This window comes from Streptomyces afghaniensis (genome assembly GCF_044327915.1).
GTDB classification, from domain to species: domain Bacteria; phylum Actinomycetota; class Actinomycetes; order Streptomycetales; family Streptomycetaceae; genus Streptomyces; species Streptomyces afghaniensis.
The window spans coordinates 317,870-332,988 of sequence record NZ_JBIRGJ010000010.1 but is presented as its reverse complement, the minus strand read 5'-3'; the positions used below and the strand labels follow the sequence as shown (position 1 = coordinate 332,988).

The following is a 15,119-nucleotide window of genomic DNA, read 5'->3' as shown; positions in this document are numbered from 1 at the left end:
GGGGCCATGGCCACTCGCGCCAAAGCAGCTACCGGCCAAAATCGCTACACCGCCGTGATACTGCCCCTACAGGCAAGTCCGGACGGGGGAATCAAATCTTCAAATAAGCATTCGCCGAAGCTGCATTTTTCAGCTGGTCTGCATAAGTGTCTATCAGAAGTCGAACGCCATCAATGCGATCCCTGACGTCTTCCGCATCGAAGCTGACCAGTTCTCCATGAGCAACCTGATTCCGCGCCAAGACAATTCTTTGGTCAATGAATACGCTACGGGTTTCATAGAGCGGGAGAATATCCAACCCGATACCCTGAACGATCTCTTTAAAGACACTGGAGGAGAGATTACTCTCAGTGTCTATGCATTTATCTGGGGATACCGCGAAAACTTCTGCACGCCGAGCGTCAATTTCTTGCAAAAGCTCACCCAGGTACCTCGTCTTAACACTGTTTGAGGCTCTCTTGAAAGTCGAGAGTACATATGCAGCTTGAAACGGGAATTTGAGGTCAGCAACTTTGACACTTGCGCTGCTGATAAATTTAACGTAGTCGCCACTTCCTCGCTTAACGAAACCTTCCCAGTGGGCGTATGCGAGGACTACAGCAGACCTCGCAATACAGCTTAGTCGGTGAGGATCGGGGTTCTGTTCCGAGACCATAATGCTCAGGTTGGAGAGCTCGACCTTTCTTCGCGCTAGCTGACGGTCGATGCCCTCGATGAATCGCGTCGGATCCACGAATCCCCCAGTCAGGCAGAAAAGAGTCGACGCCCGTAAGGAATGGTTCTCTTCATCCGCTGATCGGCTCGTTGCCCAGTCGCGTGTCCGGGCGCGAATCCTGGGTCATTCCATAGCGTCTCGCGGGCCCGCTGCACGTCTTCCGATGTAAATGTAAGGTCAGGGGCGTAGTGCCCCAAACCAAGAGCAAGCGCCTCAAATGCAGTAGAGGAAAAGGCACCCTCCGTACGCCCCGTGTCGGGGTTCAACTTGCGCATCGCGTCACTCCCGAGAGCATCGTTCAGCGTTCTGAAGCAAATATCGAACGCTTCCTTCTCTGCCCGGAGCTCAGCGTAGCTCTTCTCAACGATGGAAAGAATCTCCGCGGAAAGGAAATCCCCGATATTTCCGATACTGGAGATTTGCTCTTCAGGCAGTGAGCGCAATGTAATAAATCGCAGAGCGAGCTCCAGGTGATACTGCTCTTTGATGAGCCTTTCCGGTAGGGTCAGCACGTCCTTGAAATCCTTCGATGACGCTAGATCCTGGAGCCAATCGAAGTGGGTCCTGCTGAGGCTTACAAGGAGGCAGTTTCGAAGTTCCTGGGGGGTCGCGATGCTGCCGTAAGAATTCAGGCGTTGAAAGAGGTCATACTTCGCTCGATTATCACTCTCGCGCTTAATGATCTTTACGTCGACGCGGGACCTTTTAAAGTCGAGCTGCTGAGCGCGCGTTAGCGCCTTCTCCGCCCCTTCAAAGGATTCGTAAGCGACCCCTTCGAGGCTGGTCAAGAATGGTGCCGCCTCGCAAACAAAAGGCTCGACGAGCTCACCTTCATCATCTCGGAGAATTCCCATGAACTGAAAAATCGTGGACAGCCTCTGCACTCCGTCCACTACATCCCAAACGCCCTCCTCGTTCTGAGCAACAAATAGGCTCGGCAGAGGGATGCCCAGCAGAACACTCTCAATCAGTTTGGTCCTCTGGGTGCCAGACCACCGGAAGATGCGCTGAAATTCCGGATGGATATCCATCTCCCCATCGCGGTAAAGATTCGCGATCTCGCTAATTGACATTGGGTACGAGTCGGTAGTGATTCGCTGTCGATAAATTTCAAGTTCGGATTCCAGCGTCATTCTGCGATGCTAGCATTCACAGGTTCCAGAAGTCTCTAGTTCCTCTGGAACATCACCCCACGAGGCCAGCCCAGTTTGAGGACAGCGTCTGTCGGTTCCTCAAGGCGCTGTCGGCGTCCGTCGGGACGCACCTCTGGGCCTCGGCCACGCTGAGGGCTCAGGCAACGTTGCTACGGGACGGCCGTCGCGACTTGCTCTGGTCGACGGGAGCGGCAGCGTGGCGAAGCCGGTGGGGGTGCAGCGAGGCATACGCGTGCCTAGTCGGCCGGCGCACCCACCGTCGTGGTTGGCTGTCGACGGCTGAGGTCCGTGTCACTGCCATGCCAGATGCAGCGGTCAGCCGCGGTCAACGAAGGTGCCTGTGCCGAGTTACTGGGCACCTCACTAGGCATCGAAGCTCCAGGTCACCGGCCGAACGCTCCCACTTCTCAGTTCTCGGTTGGGGGTGCTGTACCTGCTGTGGACGGTTTGCGCGTTTTGGTCTTACGGGTGCCAGCTGTTTTCTACGCTGGTTCCTTTCAGAACCCTATGTCTGGGGGATCAGGTGAATGCGGACATAGTGCAGTTGGTAGAGCAGGCGGGGCCGTATCTGACCACCGCTGTCGGCGCGTACGGCGTGGCTGTGTTCACCCGGATGGAAAGTGCGGCTGCGGACGCCACAGCAAACCTGGGTCGGCGGATTTTGCAGGCAGTATGGCGCCGGCGTGACGACCAGGGGCGGGTGCAACTGGAGGTCGCCGTCCAAGACGCGGCCGAAGCACCGGACGATGAGGACGCCGCGGCGGCTCTGCGTCAGCACATCAAGCGTGCTCTGCGTGACGATGCCGAGCTGCTGGCGGAGCTGGCCCGCATGTTGCCTGCGGCCAGTGAGACGGTACATGTGACGGCGTCGGGTGAGCGGTCCATCGCCGCCAAGACGATCGGGACGGCCGTCACCGGGGACAACACAAGGGTCAACCTATGACGGACAGCGCGATGCCCCAGGGAGGCGGTCCGCAGGCACTCGGGCTGCGGTCCATGGCGGTGGGTGGCGATGTAGGTGTGGCAATTACCGGCGACGGTACCCAGGTGGTGATGCTGCCAGCCGAGGCCGTGGGCTGGGCTAAGGAGACGGAAGCGCCACCGGGGTCCGGAAACCTCCCCAATTCGGCATCCGGCGTGTTCGTCGGACGAGAGAGCGAACTCACCGAGCTGCGCCGCCTCCTGGCAGCCGAGGGTGAAGCTGCCGTCATCCAGGTGTCCGGTACGCGGGCCATCCACGGGCTGGGCGGTATTGGCAAGAGCACCCTCGCCCTGCACTACGCCCACGCTCACCGGCACACGTACAGGCTGGTGTGGTGGATCAACGCCGCGAGCACCGAGCAGATCATCGCCAGCCTCGCCAGCCTCACCACCCGACTGTGCCCGCAGTGGGCCGCCACCACAGGCGTACATGAGCGTGCAGCGTGGGCGATCCTTTGGCTGCAATGGCATCCTGGCTGGCTGCTCGTCTTCGATAATGTCGATCGCCCAGACGATCTGCGCCACTACCTCGGAGCCCTTCCGGACGGGCATCACCTGGCCACCAGCCGCACCGCGACCGGATGGCACGCCATCGCTCCCACCATGTCCCTGGGCCTGCTCGCCCCCGAGGCAGCCATCGCACTGCTGTGCACCCTCGCTTTGGGAGAAAGTCACAGCCCCACGCCTACACAGCGCCAGGACGCTGCAGCCCTTGCAGCTGACCTCGGCCACCTTCCCCTGGCACTCGAACAAGCTGGCGCCTACCTCTTCGAGACCGGCACCTCGCTGGCCGACTACCGGGAGATGCTGAGCGACGTAATGGACACAGCTGTGGGAGGGATCGATCCCGAACGCACCATCGCCCGCGTCTGGCACCACACTCTGGCCGCCATCAAACAACGCAACTCGCAGGCCATCACCCTCCTCAGCGCCATGGCCTGGCTGGCACCCGACGACATCCCCCGCAGCCTGCTCGCCCCCCTCTGCCCCGATCCGCGCACACTCGGCGAGGCCTTGGGCGCTCTGCACGCGTACAACATGATCTCCCACAGCGCCGACCGCCAGGCCCTCAGCGTCCACCGCCTAGTCCAAGCTGTGTTGCGTAAAGCCGGATCGCACGATGTCCCGCCGCGTGGGAGACGTGAGGCCGAACATGTAGTAGGCCGCCTCCTGTACCCAGATAGTGTCGACGAGGCGGCGCCTTTGGAGCAATGGGAGCAGCTTATCGAGCACGTGATTGCTCTCGCTTCCAGTACTCCTGCTGGCTACGCTTCCAAGCAACCTCCCAAGTTCTACCAACCTGTCATCACTCATCTACATGAGCAGTGTCAGGACGCACGCGCCATCCCTCTTCATGAGGCCATGCTTGCCCGATGTGAAGAGGTTCTAGGCGACAACGACCCCTACACCCTGGCCAGTCGGGGAAATCTTGCCTATGCCTATCACGTCGCCGGGCATCTTCGCCGCGCGATCAGCCTGAATGAAAAAACTCTTACTCAACGAGAGCAGGTCCTGGGGGAAACTCACCCCGCAACCCTAGCCAATCGCAATAGCCTTGCATACGCCTACTCTGCGGTGGGAGAATGGAAGCGGGCTATTGCTTTATTTGAGACCACCTTATCTCAGCGAAAAGAAACGCTAGGTGACGAACACCCCTCGACTCTGACCAGCCAAAACAATCTAGCCTACGCTTATGAGGCAGTAGGGGATCTAGGGCGGGCCATCCCCTTGTTCGAGGATTCGGTGGCTAAGCACGAGCAGATTCTTGGTTATGCGCACCCCCAGACGCTCTACAGTCGCAACAACCTTGCGCATGCGTACGAGGCTAATGGTGACCTGAAGCGCGCCACATCCCTCTACGAGATCACGTTGGCAGATCGCGAGCGCGTCCTGGGCGCCACCCACCCTCACACCTTGCAAAGCCGGAATAATCTGGCCCACGCATATCAAGGGTCGGGAAATTTGGCGCGGGCCATCCCTCTGTTTGAGACCACCCTGACTCAGCGTGTACAAGTCCTGGGAGATGCTCACCCTGACACCCTGATCAGTAAAAACAACCTCGCCTTCGCTTATAAAGAATCAGGTGACTTCGATCGATCCATCCCCCTCCTGGAGAGCGTCGTCGCCCAATGGGAACAAGTCTTGGGAGAAACCCATCCAGACACCCTAAACGGCCGCAACAACCTCGCCACTGCTTACGATGCAGCGGGGGTCTTTGAGCGGGCCCTGCCTTTGTACGAGGCGACACTTGTTCAACGCGTGGAAGTCCTGGGAAATGCTCACCCCGACACCCTGATCAGCCGCAACAACCTCGCCAGCGCGCACTTTGATAGTGGCGACCTGGCCCGAGCCATCCCGCTGTTTGAGACAGTCGTTGCCCAAAGCGAGCAGGTTTTGGGCAACATGCATCCCTATACCCTGCTCAGCCGTAGCAACCTCGCGAGCGCTTATGAGTCAGCGGGAGACTTGGAGCGGGCCATCCCTCTGTTTGAGACCGCCCTCCTTCAACGCGAGCAAGTCCTCGGGGAGACCCACCCGCACACACTGACTACGCGCAACAACCTGGCCGGCGCCTACTTCAAGGCTGGCCAACGGGACCAGGCAATCGTTTTGTATGAGCTCACCGTTGCTCAAAGTGAACAGGCGTTGGGCAACACCCACCCCGACACTTTGATCAGCCGCAGCAACCTCGCCCATGCACGCCACGCGACCCAGGCAGGACAGCGAGGAGGCACGGTACCGCCTACGGGTAAACCCGATCGCCAGCGCCCTCACGCAACCGGCTGAGGCGAATGGTGGCCCTCCTGAGTGTCTAACTGCGTGACAACGCCGACGCACACCCGCGAACAAGCGCGGACGCCTGCGAACCATCCATCCAGGTGGGAGCCCCCCAGCCCAAGGCAGCAATCCCACCCAAGTTGCTTCGCGACGAAGAGGTCTACGCCGCCTCCGTTGGCAACTCGGCCGCGCCGGCTGAAGGTTGGGACTCAGGTGTCCAGGTGACTGGTTAGGGCTCTGAAACTGCATGCGCCGTGGTGCGGGCCAACGTAACGCGGCTGTCGCACCGAAGACGCCTGGCGACCGTTGTCAGACCTAGCTGCTACCGTCCCATCAGACTTGCCGACTCCTGGGGGGGGCCATGACAAACAGGCCACGGAATCACGAAATTGCTTCTCTCGCTGTATCCGCAGTTAGCAGCGAGTGGATCAAGATCGGTGCAGCTGTTGACACCATTCATAACGACTACGGTGAAGACCTGCTAGTACAAACATCTTGGCAGGGCGAAATGGACGATTCGCGAATTTGGGTCCAAGTTAAAGGGCGCGGATTTATCGGGAAATCCAAAGAAGTTAAGTCCCTTCCCTCTCTTCGCGTTCCACGTGGACATGCCATGCGGTGGACGAATACCGCCGATACCGTCATTATATGCCTCTGGGACGTTTCCAGAGATGTCGGGTGGTATGCGCTCCCGCAAGCTCAACTAAGTCCGTTCGAACTGCTCGTATCTCAAGATGACGCGATCCGAATCAAATTCAGCACGAGCAATCGACTTGATTCTGCTGCGGCACGCCGGATCACATGGCAGGCACGGATGCGATGCGTTACGCACCAACTCTCGCACGCTCGTATGCTGGAACGAACCTACAGAGAGATGGGCCGCGAAGATGCAGTAAAGGGGGCTCGTAGCTGGGCGGCTGCCTCCGCGTATGGTTTTCTCCTCAAGGTGGGGCTGCTTAACGAGGACGCCACCCCTCCCGCTCAGTTTGATCAATGGGTGAGAAACGCTTACCATAACTTCGAGAGGGATGGAGGATGGGCGTCTAGAGAGGAGCGGTTTGCAGGGGCTGTGCAATTAGCTCTACTCGGACACATGGATTCCATAGAAAAAGAAACAGGGTTAACTACTGTCTTGTTTCAAGAGCTGGCCGAAGTGATGCAGTTTATCTACATGAATCACCATGGATCGATCGACAATTGGCTATCCAGTGTCAAGGTGGATAGCGGTGACTAGCCATTGTCAACGCGTGCAATTTCGTTAGGTGGCGCGAAAACCACTTTCGGAGAATGTGGGTAATGGCTCAAACTTGATCGCTGTTCTTTTTCGCAACGCTGCTCGCTGCTCGCGCCGAAGTGAACCACCCTCTTGTAAGTACTTGCCGCATCCGTGGCTGGTAGGCGAGCGCCTGGACTAGGAGATCAGCACGTTGGATCACTCGCTTGGCCAGCTCTATGGCGGCGGATTGCTGGGTGTTAGCGAACACGACGGGCGAACTAGCGGTGCGCCTTCTAGACTCGTGGCCGCTCAGCGCGTGCCACACCCGTGCCACATTGTGCGGTCAACCACGGTCAACGACGGCTCGCCGCAGTCGAGATGACTCCTTGACCTGAGCTCCAGCTGCATCCGGAGTGACCTGGGCATCCCCGCCAGCGATCACGTCCGCCCTTACAAAGCGGTGATGCCACCAGCCACACCCCGTGGACTATCTGTGGACGAGCAACCGCCAATCGATCAGCCAGAGGGCGGTGACCTGCGCACACGTCTGGGACCGAGGCGGCCTCCGGAGCCGTGTGCGCAGGTTCGAATCCTGCCGGGGGCACTCGCCGAAGATCAGTAGAAATCACACGCTGACCAGGGCGGATGCCGACATGACAGAGCGGGAGTCAGTCTCACTGACTCCCGCTCTTTGTCGTTGTTTCCCGCTGGTCGCGATAGACACCCAACACGATCAGGGTGAGTGGTGCCCCGTCGGGGCGCCTAGTACGGGCCCATCCGCTCGAGAGCCGAGAGCGGAAGCCAGTGGGCCGCGAGCCACGTGCACGCCGCCTCCAGGTCCGCCGGCGGCTCATCGTCCCTGTGAGCCGGTACGGCGTCCTGACGTTGGCCGTTCGCCCCCTATTAGGTCTTGCTCCGCGTCCGCCGGCGACGTCACGCAGGGGCGCCGAGCGGCGGGTGCTCGAGCACTCGGGGCTTGTACTCGACCAGTTGGATGCGGCCGTCGAAGGTGCGGTGCTCGATCATCTCGAGGGCGACGTCCGGATAGCCGTCGTAGATGCGTTCTTCGCCCGTGGCCCCGGTGATCACCGGGAACATCACGACCCGGAAGCGGTCGACGAGTCCGGCTCGTAGCAGGGACCGGCACAGGCTGAGGCTGCCGATCGTGCTGAGGAGCCCCGAGCCACTCGACTTCATGGTGCGGACCGCCTCGACGGCGTCGTCGCGGACGAGCGTGGAGTTGGCCCACGTCAGTGGCTCCTCGAGTGAGGAGGAGAACACCACCTTGGACGCTTGCGTGAGCTCGTCGACGGACGCCTCTTCTTCGGGCCTGAACTCGTCTTGGCCACTCGGGACCTCGCCTGCGGCGAAGCCCGACATCAGGCGGTAGGTGTTCGCCCCCATCAGGTAGGTGGCCTCGGGCTGCTCGCCGAGCCATGCGAGGTACTCCGGGCCCTCGAGGCCCCAGAACCCGGGCCATCCCTCTCCCGATGCGTGGCCGTCGAGGGAGGTGATGAAGTCGACCAGAAGCTCCGACATGGCTGTGTCCTTTCCTGAGGTGTCACGAGCTTGGACCGGCCGGGAGCCACAAAGTCATCGGCCGCGCTGTGGAGTGACGAGAAAACGCGTGGCGCTGCAGCAGACCAGGGCGGCGGAGCGGCACTGTTTCGGAGGGACGGAGGCCTATGTGAGTTCTGCCAAAGCCCCAGCTCAGACCCACCCGCGAACGGACACCCACCACACTCTCCTGAGTGATCGGTGAGGCGTCGCTGCCCGGCGTCGGCAGCGGGTACTTCGTTCCAGCAAGGCATTCCGGCCGAGCCGCTCAAGGACGCCGACTGGCCCGGCTCTGCGTGTAGTGGCGGCGTGCCGCCGTCGCCAGTAGGGCCGCACCCGCGCAGCCGACCAGGAGGGTGCCCCATTCGGGGACGTGCGCTGCGCGGAGGAGGCCGGCGACGCCGAAGCTCGTGTTCCAGCCTGCCTCCGTAATGGCGGAGCCGAAGCCCTGGACGGACAGGATGGCGCCGAAGAGCCAGAGCAGGCCCTGGCCTGACGTGGTCTCCGAGGTGTTGGGCTGCTGCCGCTTCGGCATGGCGGGTCCCTTCGGGAGTTTTTCGATGCGGTCGCATCACATCGTGCAGTGGTCGGCGGTTATGATGCAAGTGCATCGGAAAGGGAGGCCCGGAGAGGGGCGGCGCGTGCCCAAGCAGGTGGATTACGAGGAGCGGCGGCTGCGGATCGCGGAGGCGGTGTGCGCTCTGATCGCGCGTTCCGGGATGGAGGCCGTCAGCCTCCGGGACGTCGCCGCCGAGGCGGACGTATCCATGGGGGCCGTGCAACGGTGCTTCCGCACCAAGGAGGACATGCTGCTCTTCGCGCTGGAGCACATCTCACAGCGCGTCAGCGAACGCGCCGGCCGGCGCATCGCAGCCACCTCCACACCGCAGGCCGCGGCCACCCTGCTGTCGCACACCCTGGCCGAACTCGCCCTGCTGGACGAGGAGTCGAGGGCTCAGGCGCATGTGTGGCTGGCCTTCGTCGGTCATGCTCCCGCCAGCGAGAGGCTCGCCGCCGTCCTGCATGAGACGTACGGCAAGCTCCATGATCTCGTCGTGTGGCTCATCCGCTACGGCCAGGACACCAAGGAGATCCCGCAGCATCTCGACGCCGCCCTGGAGGCGCATACGCTCCTCGCCGTCGCCGACGGCCTCACCGTTCACGTCCTCGCGGGCCATCACTCCCCCGAGACGGCGTCGGCCGTCCTCCAACGCCATGTCGATTCCCTGTTGGGGTGAGCACCCGTCCGGGGATTTCTGCACTTTCGCCCCATATGCACCAGTGTTCTACGGTGGATACGGGTGGATACGAACGACGCTGCTCATACCCCCGCACCGATCATCGAGGTGACGGTCATGACGGAGACCACACAGCGCAGAAACACCGCTACTGGGACGGGAAAACAGGACGCGGGCACGACACCGCAGGGCCGCAGAGGAGACGGCGCCGCTCCCCCGGAGACCCGGGGAAGCACCGCGATCGCGGACACGGTCGTGGCGAAGATCGCGGGCATGGCGGCCCGGGAGATCCCCGAGGTGCACAACCTCGGCGGAGGGATGACCAGGGCCTTCGGGGCCGTGCGGCAGCGCGTGCCAGGCGGGGGCAGTGGGGTCACCCAGGGCGTGAAGGTGGAGGTCGGTGAACGCCAGGCCGCCGTCGATCTCGACGTGGTCGTCGAGTACGGCGCCGCCATCGCCGACACCGCCGCGGACATCCGGACCAACGTCATCAACGCGGTGGAGCGGATGACCGGGCTGGAGGTCGTCGAGGTCAACATCGCCGTCGACGACGTCCATCTGCCGGACGAGGAGGAGGACGAGGGCGAGTCCGGGCAGGAGGGGCGGCGCGTGGCCTGAGGGTCCGGGTTCGGGTCCGGGTCCGCCGAAGGAGGGTCACGGAACTCCCGCCAGTCGCAGCAAGGCGGTCGTGCCCGCCGCCGCCAGTACGACCGCGAGAAACGGGGCCCTGAGCCAGGCGAGCACCCCGCCGGCCAGGACCCCGAGCGGTCGGGCGGGGCCGGTGAAGGCATGGTCGTCGGTGAGGGCTGACGTGGCGGCCAGAGCGGCGAGCAGGAGGACCGCCGATACCTCCAGCAGTTTTTCGGCGTGCTCCGGGAGCGTGTATCTCGCGCGCAGAGCCGGTCCGGAGAGGCGGAGCAGGAACGTGCCGGCCGCCAGGGCGAGCATCGCCGCCAGCGTCGGCGGTAGGGGTATGGCGGTGTCGCTCACCGTGTGGTCTCCTTCCTCGTCCTGACGGTGAACAGGGGCAGGGCGGCCAGGGCCAGCAGGACCGGCAGGCCCGCCGGGAGGAACGGGGTGAGGGTCAGGGCCAGGGCCGCGGCGGCCAGGACCGTGCGCCGCAGGGGCCTGTCCTTCAGCGCGGGCAGGATCAGCGCCAGGATCACCGCGGGGAACATGGCGTCCAGGCCGAGTGCGCCGGTGTCCCGCACGGTGCTGCCGAGCAGTGCGCCCAGCGCGGCGCCGGCGGGCCAGCAGATCAGGATGCCCAGGCCGCAGAGCCAGTACGCGGCCCGTTTGCGTTCCGGCTCGTCCTGGGCGAGGGCGAAGACGACCGTCTCGTCGTTCATGAGATGCGTGCCGAGCACTCCGCGTCGGCCCCGCCCGAGGACGTCGTGCACCGCCAGACCGAACGGCAGATGGCGTGCGTTGACGAGCAGCCCGGCCAGCAGCGCGGCGATCGGGCTGCCGCCGGCGGCGATGATCCCGACGAACAGGAACTCGGACGAGGCCGCGAGGACGAGCACGCCCGTCAGGACCGGGAACCACCAGGCGAACCCGGACGTGACCGCGACGGCGCCGTAGGACAGGCCGATCACGCCTACCGCCAGGCAGACCAGCGCGATGTCGCGGAACAGCGGGCCATCCGGTATTCGGCCCCACGGTGCCCGGCCTTTCGGTGTCTGGCCCCACGGTGTCCGGCCGTTCGGTGTCCGGCGGTTCGGTGGCCGGCCTTTCGGTGGTCGGCCCTTAGGTGTTCGACCGCCCCGAGTTCTCCAAAACGAACGCATGATTTTTATAGTGAACATGGCTTATGATGTTCGTCAAGACGAACGAATGACCTCTGGAGCGAACACGCCATGTCCGACGCAGGACCCGCCCCCAAGCCCCCGATCGAAGTGATCGCCGCGTCACTGCGGGCGGAACGCGTCCGGGCGGGGCTGTCCCTCACCGAGGTCGCCCGCCGGGCGGGGCTCGCCAAATCCACGCTCTCCCAGCTGGAGTCGGGCACCGGGAATCCCAGCCTGGAGACGCTGTGGGCACTCTGCGTGGCCCTGGAGATCCCCTTCTCGCGGCTGGTGGCCGTGCCGCGGCCGCAGGTGCAGGTGATCCGGGCGGGGGAAGGACCGGCCGTCGGCTCCGAGCAGAGCGACTACCGAGCCACGCTCCTCGCCGCCTCCCCGCCCGGGGCCCGGCGTGACGTCTACAGCGTCGCCGCCGAGCCGGGGCCGCAGCGCTCATCGGCGCCGCACTCGCCCGGAGTCGTCGAGCACGTCGTGATCAGCTCGGGCCGGGCCCTGGTGGGCATGGCCGACGAGCCGGTGGAACTCCACCCGGGCGACTACATCTGCTATCCGGCCGATGTCCCGCATGTCTTCCAGGCGCTGGAGCCCGGGACTCGTGCGGTGCTCGTCTCCGAGCATCACTGAGCGCCCAGGTCCGGAAAGCGTTCCCGGTCGGACATCGTGGCGTTGGGCCGGCATGGCACTCGACCCGAAGGGCGTCCAGGTCCGAGGGGCCCCGCGGGTCAGGCCGGGCGTTTGCGGGGGGTCGGCTTCTTCGTGGTCGTCTTTTTCGCCGTGCTCTTCGACGCCGTCTTCTTCGTGCCCTGGCCCGACTTGGCGGTCGACTTCTTCGCGGAGGCCGTGGTCTTCTTGGCCGCCGTCTTCTTCGCGGTGGACGCCGACTTCTTGCCGCCGGTCTGCTTGGGTGCCGCACGGGCCGTCTTGCGCTGCGGGAGCGACTTGACCTCGGCGTGCTCGCCGGCCTCCTCGCCCCGGGACTCGCGGGCCGCGCGGACGCTGTTCTCCAGGGCGGCCATGAGGTCGAGGACCTTGCCGCCCGCGGCCGGCTCGGGAGCCTGCGGCGGGGCCTCGCCGGCGGCCTTCGCGGCGATGACCTCCTCCACCGCCTCGCGGTACTCGTCGTGCAGATCCTCCAGGTCGACCTCGCCCAGGGTGTCCATCAGGGCGTCGGCCAGATCCAGTTCCTGGTCCCGGACCGTGACGTTCGTGTCGGGGGCCACGCCCTCGGGGGCGCGGACCTCGTCCGGCCACAGCAGGCCGTGCATCGCGATGGCCTCGCCGACCACCCGGAGCATGCCCAGGCGTTCCCGGCCCCGCAGCGCGAACTTCGCGATCGCCACCTTGTTGCTGCGCTTGAGCGCCTCCCGCAGCAGGGTGTACGGCTTCGCCGCCGGGGCGCCGCTCGCCTGGAGGTAGTACGCGGCGTCCATCTGGAGCGGATCGATCCGGTCGGCCGGGACGAAGGCGACGATCTCGATCGTCTTGGCCGTCGGGATCGGCAGGCTGGACAGGTCCTCGTCGGTGATCGGGATGATCGAGCCGTCCGCGTCCTCGTAGCCCTTGCCGATCTCCCCCTGAGTGACCTCGCGGTCCTCCAGCTCACAGAACTTGCGATAGCGGATGCGGCCGCCGTCCTCGGTGTGGATCTGGCGGAAGGAGATCGAGTGGCTCTCGGTGGCGTTCACCAGCTTGATCGGAATGCTGACCAGGCCGAACGAGATGGCGCCGTTCCATATGGATCTCACGTGCAGCACCCTTCCGGTCACTCTCGGGAGTGTTTGTCACGATTCGCGTGAGATTCTTATCGTATGGCGCCTATCACAGTGGTGGAGGGGCGACGGCTCGCGCTCAGCAATCTGGAGAAGGTGCTGTATCCCGCCACCGGCTTCACCAAGGGCGAGGTACTGCACTACTACGCGACCGTCGCCGAGGTCCTGCTGCCCCACCTGCGTGACCGGGCGGTGTCCTTCCTGCGGTATCCGGACGGGCCGGACGGGCAGGTGTTCTTCACGAAGAACGTCCCGCCGGGTACGCCCGACTGGGTCACCACCGCCGAGGTGCCACGGGTCGAGGGGCCCTCGCGGATGGTCCTGGTGCAGGACCTGCCGAGCCTGATGTGGGCGGCCAACCTGGTCACGGAGTTCCACACCCACCAGTGGCTCGTCGGCGCGCCGGAGGAGGCGGACCGGATCGTCTTCGACCTGGATCCGGGGACGCCCGCGAGCATCGTGCAGTGCTGCGAGGTCGCGCTGTGGCTGCGGGAACGGCTCGCGGCGGACGGCATCGAGGCCTACGCCAAGACCTCCGGGTCCAAGGGGCTGCACCTGCTCGCCGCGGTGCGCGGGGCGTCCTCCGAGCGGGTGTCCGAGTACGCCAAGGCGCTGGCCGTCGAGGCGGAGAAGACCATGCCCCGGCTCGCGCTGCACCGGATGACCAGGAACCTGCGCCCCGGGAAGGTCTTCGTCGACTGGAGCCAGAACGCCGCGCGCAAGACCACGGCGACCCCCTACACCCTCCGGGCCCGCCCCGAGCCGACCGTCTCCGCGCCCGTGACCTGGGAGGAGGTCGAGGAGTGCGGCTCGCCCGGCCGGCTGGACTTCCACGCCACCGACATCGCGGCACGGGTGCAGGACTACGGCGATCTGCTCGCCCCGCTCCTCACCCCGGGCAGCGCGGGCCGGCTGCCCTAGCTCTGCGGGCCTCGCACGCTCTCAGTCAGGCGGCACGCCCTCACACCCGCGTCCAGGTGCCGCGGTCCCGTGCCATCGCGTGCAGGGCCTCCACGTCCGCCGGCTTCAGGACGCCGCCCTGACGGGCCAGGCCCTGCACCTCCAGGTCCGTGACGACGCGGACCTCGCGCGGTGCGGCCGGGACCGACACGGCCGTCGGGCCGACCAGGGCGAGGACGGGGCGGACCTCCGCCGTCAGGGCGTAGGAGGCCCGGTCGGCGTCGGCGCGGACGCGGCGGAGCAGGGCGGTGGGTTCGCGGCGGCCCAAGGTGACCATGGGGTCGGCGACCGTCACCCGCTGCTTGCGCGCGTACAGGGTGTGCAGGGCGTACAGCCCGCCGGGGCCGATCAGCAGGTGGTGGATGCGGCTGCCGCCGGGGAGCGGCACGGAGTGCACGGCGTGCCAGCCGGCGCCGTCCAAGCGGTCCAGGGCGTCCCCGACCGTCTGCTCCGCCTCCAGGGCCCGGCGGCGCGGGTCGGGGCGCAGCCGGCGAGCGGGGCCGGGGTCGCGGTCGAGGGCGACCAGGAGGGCCTCGCCGGGGCGGTTGGGGGCCAAGTCGTCGTCGGGGTGGAGGGTCAGCCGGGCGAGCTCGGCGGGGGTCGGCACCGGGGGCGGTCCCACCGTCACCTGGCCGGTGATGAAGGGCCCGAGGGCCCGGAGCACGTCATCCTCGCGGTCCTCGCCCAGCAGGTTGACCCGGCCCGCCTCGCGGTCGTACCAGGCGATGTTCCTGCCGTCCGGGAGGCAGACGTACAGCCGTTCCTGACCGTGCCGCCAGGTCGGTATGACGCGCAGTCCGTCCATGCACCATCACCCCAGACCATGGGAACAGGCGGGGTGCTGTGGGGGCAAGAACCCGGTTACCTTTGAGAAGAGTTGGGCCCGCCGGGCAGGCCCTCGGGCGGTGATGCTGGGGAGGCGCCGTTGCGTACCCGCAGGAAATCC

Annotated in this window: 15 protein-coding genes and 1 tRNA gene; 8 read left to right on the top strand and 8 right to left on the bottom strand. The window is 64.8% G+C overall.

Annotation, left to right across the window (positions count from 1 at the left end):
* Positions 1 to 91: 91 nt before the first annotated feature.
* A complete protein-coding gene (locus ACH4G3_RS35870; protein ID WP_397628391.1) occupies positions 92 to 733 on the bottom strand; it encodes an MAE_28990/MAE_18760 family HEPN-like nuclease in 642 nt (213 codons plus the stop codon).
* An 11-nt stretch (positions 734 to 744) separates the two neighbouring features.
* Positions 745 to 1,848 carry a GmrSD restriction endonuclease domain-containing protein gene (locus ACH4G3_RS35865; protein ID WP_397628390.1) on the bottom strand — a complete coding sequence of 368 codons (1,104 nt, stop codon included), beginning with the start codon at positions 1,846 to 1,848 and terminating at the stop codon, positions 745 to 747.
* A gap of 544 nt (positions 1,849 to 2,392) precedes the next feature.
* Here ACH4G3_RS35865 and ACH4G3_RS35860 point away from each other — a divergent pair.
* The 4 genes from ACH4G3_RS35860 to ACH4G3_RS35845 all read left to right on the top strand — a co-directional run bounded on the left by ACH4G3_RS35860 (position 2,393) and on the right by ACH4G3_RS35845 (position 7,448).
* Positions 2,393 to 2,812 carry a hypothetical protein gene (locus tag ACH4G3_RS35860; protein WP_397628389.1) on the top strand — a complete coding sequence of 140 codons (420 nt, stop codon included), beginning with the start codon at positions 2,393 to 2,395 and terminating at the stop codon, positions 2,810 to 2,812.
* Positions 2,809 to 5,637 (top strand): FxSxx-COOH system tetratricopeptide repeat protein, encoded by a 2,829-nt coding sequence (gene fxsT, locus ACH4G3_RS35855; RefSeq protein ID WP_397628388.1) that lies wholly within the window; start codon positions 2,809 to 2,811, stop codon positions 5,635 to 5,637. The genes ACH4G3_RS35860 and fxsT overlap by 4 nt, the downstream gene beginning before the upstream one ends.
* A 352-nt stretch (positions 5,638 to 5,989) precedes the next feature.
* On the top strand, positions 5,990 to 6,862 hold the full coding sequence (locus ACH4G3_RS35850) for a DUF4365 domain-containing protein (protein ID WP_397628387.1): 873 nt from the start codon (positions 5,990 to 5,992) through the stop codon (positions 6,860 to 6,862).
* Positions 6,863 to 7,383: 521 nt separating this feature from the next.
* Positions 7,384 to 7,448, top strand: a tRNA-Ser gene (locus tag ACH4G3_RS35845).
* 329 nt (positions 7,449 to 7,777) lie between these two features.
* Here the strand turns inward: ACH4G3_RS35845 and ACH4G3_RS35840 are convergent.
* Entirely contained in the window at positions 7,778 to 8,383 is a 606-nt protein-coding gene (locus tag ACH4G3_RS35840) for a dihydrofolate reductase family protein (RefSeq protein WP_397628386.1), read from the bottom strand.
* Positions 8,384 to 8,669: 286 nt separating this feature from the next.
* Positions 8,670 to 8,936 (bottom strand): hypothetical protein, encoded by a 267-nt coding sequence (locus ACH4G3_RS35835; protein ID WP_397628385.1) that lies wholly within the window; start codon positions 8,934 to 8,936, stop codon positions 8,670 to 8,672.
* Positions 8,937 to 9,042: 106 nt separating this feature from the next.
* On the opposite strand from ACH4G3_RS35835, the gene ACH4G3_RS35830 reads away from it, so the two are divergent.
* Positions 9,043 to 9,639, top strand: a complete 597-nt coding sequence (locus ACH4G3_RS35830; RefSeq protein ID WP_397628384.1) for a TetR/AcrR family transcriptional regulator — start codon at positions 9,043 to 9,045, stop codon at positions 9,637 to 9,639.
* Positions 9,640 to 9,756: 117 nt separating this feature from the next.
* Entirely contained in the window at positions 9,757 to 10,257 is a 501-nt protein-coding gene (locus ACH4G3_RS35825) for an Asp23/Gls24 family envelope stress response protein (RefSeq protein WP_397628383.1), read from the top strand.
* Positions 10,258 to 10,293: 36 nt separating this feature from the next.
* Here ACH4G3_RS35825 and ACH4G3_RS35820 read toward each other — a convergent pair whose 3' ends face one another.
* The gene (locus ACH4G3_RS35820; protein WP_397628382.1) at positions 10,294 to 10,629 is read right to left on the bottom strand and encodes an AzlD domain-containing protein; all 336 of its coding nucleotides are present in this window, start codon (positions 10,627 to 10,629) and stop codon (positions 10,294 to 10,296) included.
* Complete coding sequence (locus ACH4G3_RS35815; RefSeq protein ID WP_449657611.1) at positions 10,626 to 11,249, bottom strand: AzlC family ABC transporter permease; 624 nt, start codon at positions 11,247 to 11,249, stop codon at positions 10,626 to 10,628. Before ACH4G3_RS35815 ends, ACH4G3_RS35820 begins: the two co-directional genes overlap by 4 nt.
* A gap of 249 nt (positions 11,250 to 11,498) precedes the next feature.
* Here ACH4G3_RS35815 and ACH4G3_RS35810 point away from each other — a divergent pair, with 249 nt between their 5' ends.
* Entirely contained in the window at positions 11,499 to 12,068 is a 570-nt protein-coding gene (locus ACH4G3_RS35810; protein ID WP_397628381.1) for a helix-turn-helix domain-containing protein, read from the top strand.
* A gap of 98 nt (positions 12,069 to 12,166) precedes the next feature.
* On the opposite strand, the gene ku is transcribed toward ACH4G3_RS35810, so the two are convergent.
* Positions 12,167 to 13,189 (bottom strand): non-homologous end joining protein Ku, encoded by a 1,023-nt coding sequence (gene ku, locus ACH4G3_RS35805; protein WP_449657610.1) that lies wholly within the window; start codon positions 13,187 to 13,189, stop codon positions 12,167 to 12,169.
* A gap of 63 nt (positions 13,190 to 13,252) precedes the next feature.
* Here ku and ligD point away from each other — a divergent pair, with 63 nt between their 5' ends.
* A complete protein-coding gene (ligD, locus tag ACH4G3_RS35800) occupies positions 13,253 to 14,134 on the top strand; it encodes a non-homologous end-joining DNA ligase (RefSeq protein ID WP_397628380.1) in 882 nt (293 codons plus the stop codon).
* A 40-nt stretch (positions 14,135 to 14,174) separates the two neighbouring features.
* Here ligD and ACH4G3_RS35795 read toward each other — a convergent pair whose 3' ends face one another.
* A complete protein-coding gene (locus tag ACH4G3_RS35795; RefSeq protein ID WP_397628379.1) occupies positions 14,175 to 14,978 on the bottom strand; it encodes a nuclease-related domain-containing protein in 804 nt (267 codons plus the stop codon).
* Positions 14,979 to 15,119 lie beyond the last annotated feature (141 nt).

Excerpts from the sequence above, each read along its gene's own strand:
- ACH4G3_RS35865 (WP_397628390.1), bottom strand. The coding sequence starts at position 1,848 with ATGACGCTGGAATCCGAACTTGAAATTTATCGACAGCGAATCACTACC.
- fxsT (WP_397628388.1), top strand. The coding sequence starts at position 2,809 with ATGACGGACAGCGCGATGCCCCAGGGAGGCGGTCCGCAGGCACTCGGG.
- ACH4G3_RS35850 (WP_397628387.1), top strand. The coding sequence starts at position 5,990 with ATGACAAACAGGCCACGGAATCACGAAATTGCTTCTCTCGCTGTATCC.
- ACH4G3_RS35840 (WP_397628386.1), bottom strand. The coding sequence starts at position 8,383 with ATGTCGGAGCTTCTGGTCGACTTCATCACCTCCCTCGACGGCCACGCA.
- ACH4G3_RS35835 (WP_397628385.1), bottom strand. The coding sequence starts at position 8,936 with ATGCCGAAGCGGCAGCAGCCCAACACCTCGGAGACCACGTCAGGCCAG.
- ACH4G3_RS35825 (WP_397628383.1), top strand. The coding sequence starts at position 9,757 with ATGACGGAGACCACACAGCGCAGAAACACCGCTACTGGGACGGGAAAA.
- ACH4G3_RS35810 (WP_397628381.1), top strand. The coding sequence starts at position 11,499 with ATGTCCGACGCAGGACCCGCCCCCAAGCCCCCGATCGAAGTGATCGCC.
- ligD (WP_397628380.1), top strand. The coding sequence starts at position 13,253 with ATGGCGCCTATCACAGTGGTGGAGGGGCGACGGCTCGCGCTCAGCAAT.
- ACH4G3_RS35795 (WP_397628379.1), bottom strand. The coding sequence starts at position 14,978 with ATGGACGGACTGCGCGTCATACCGACCTGGCGGCACGGTCAGGAACGG.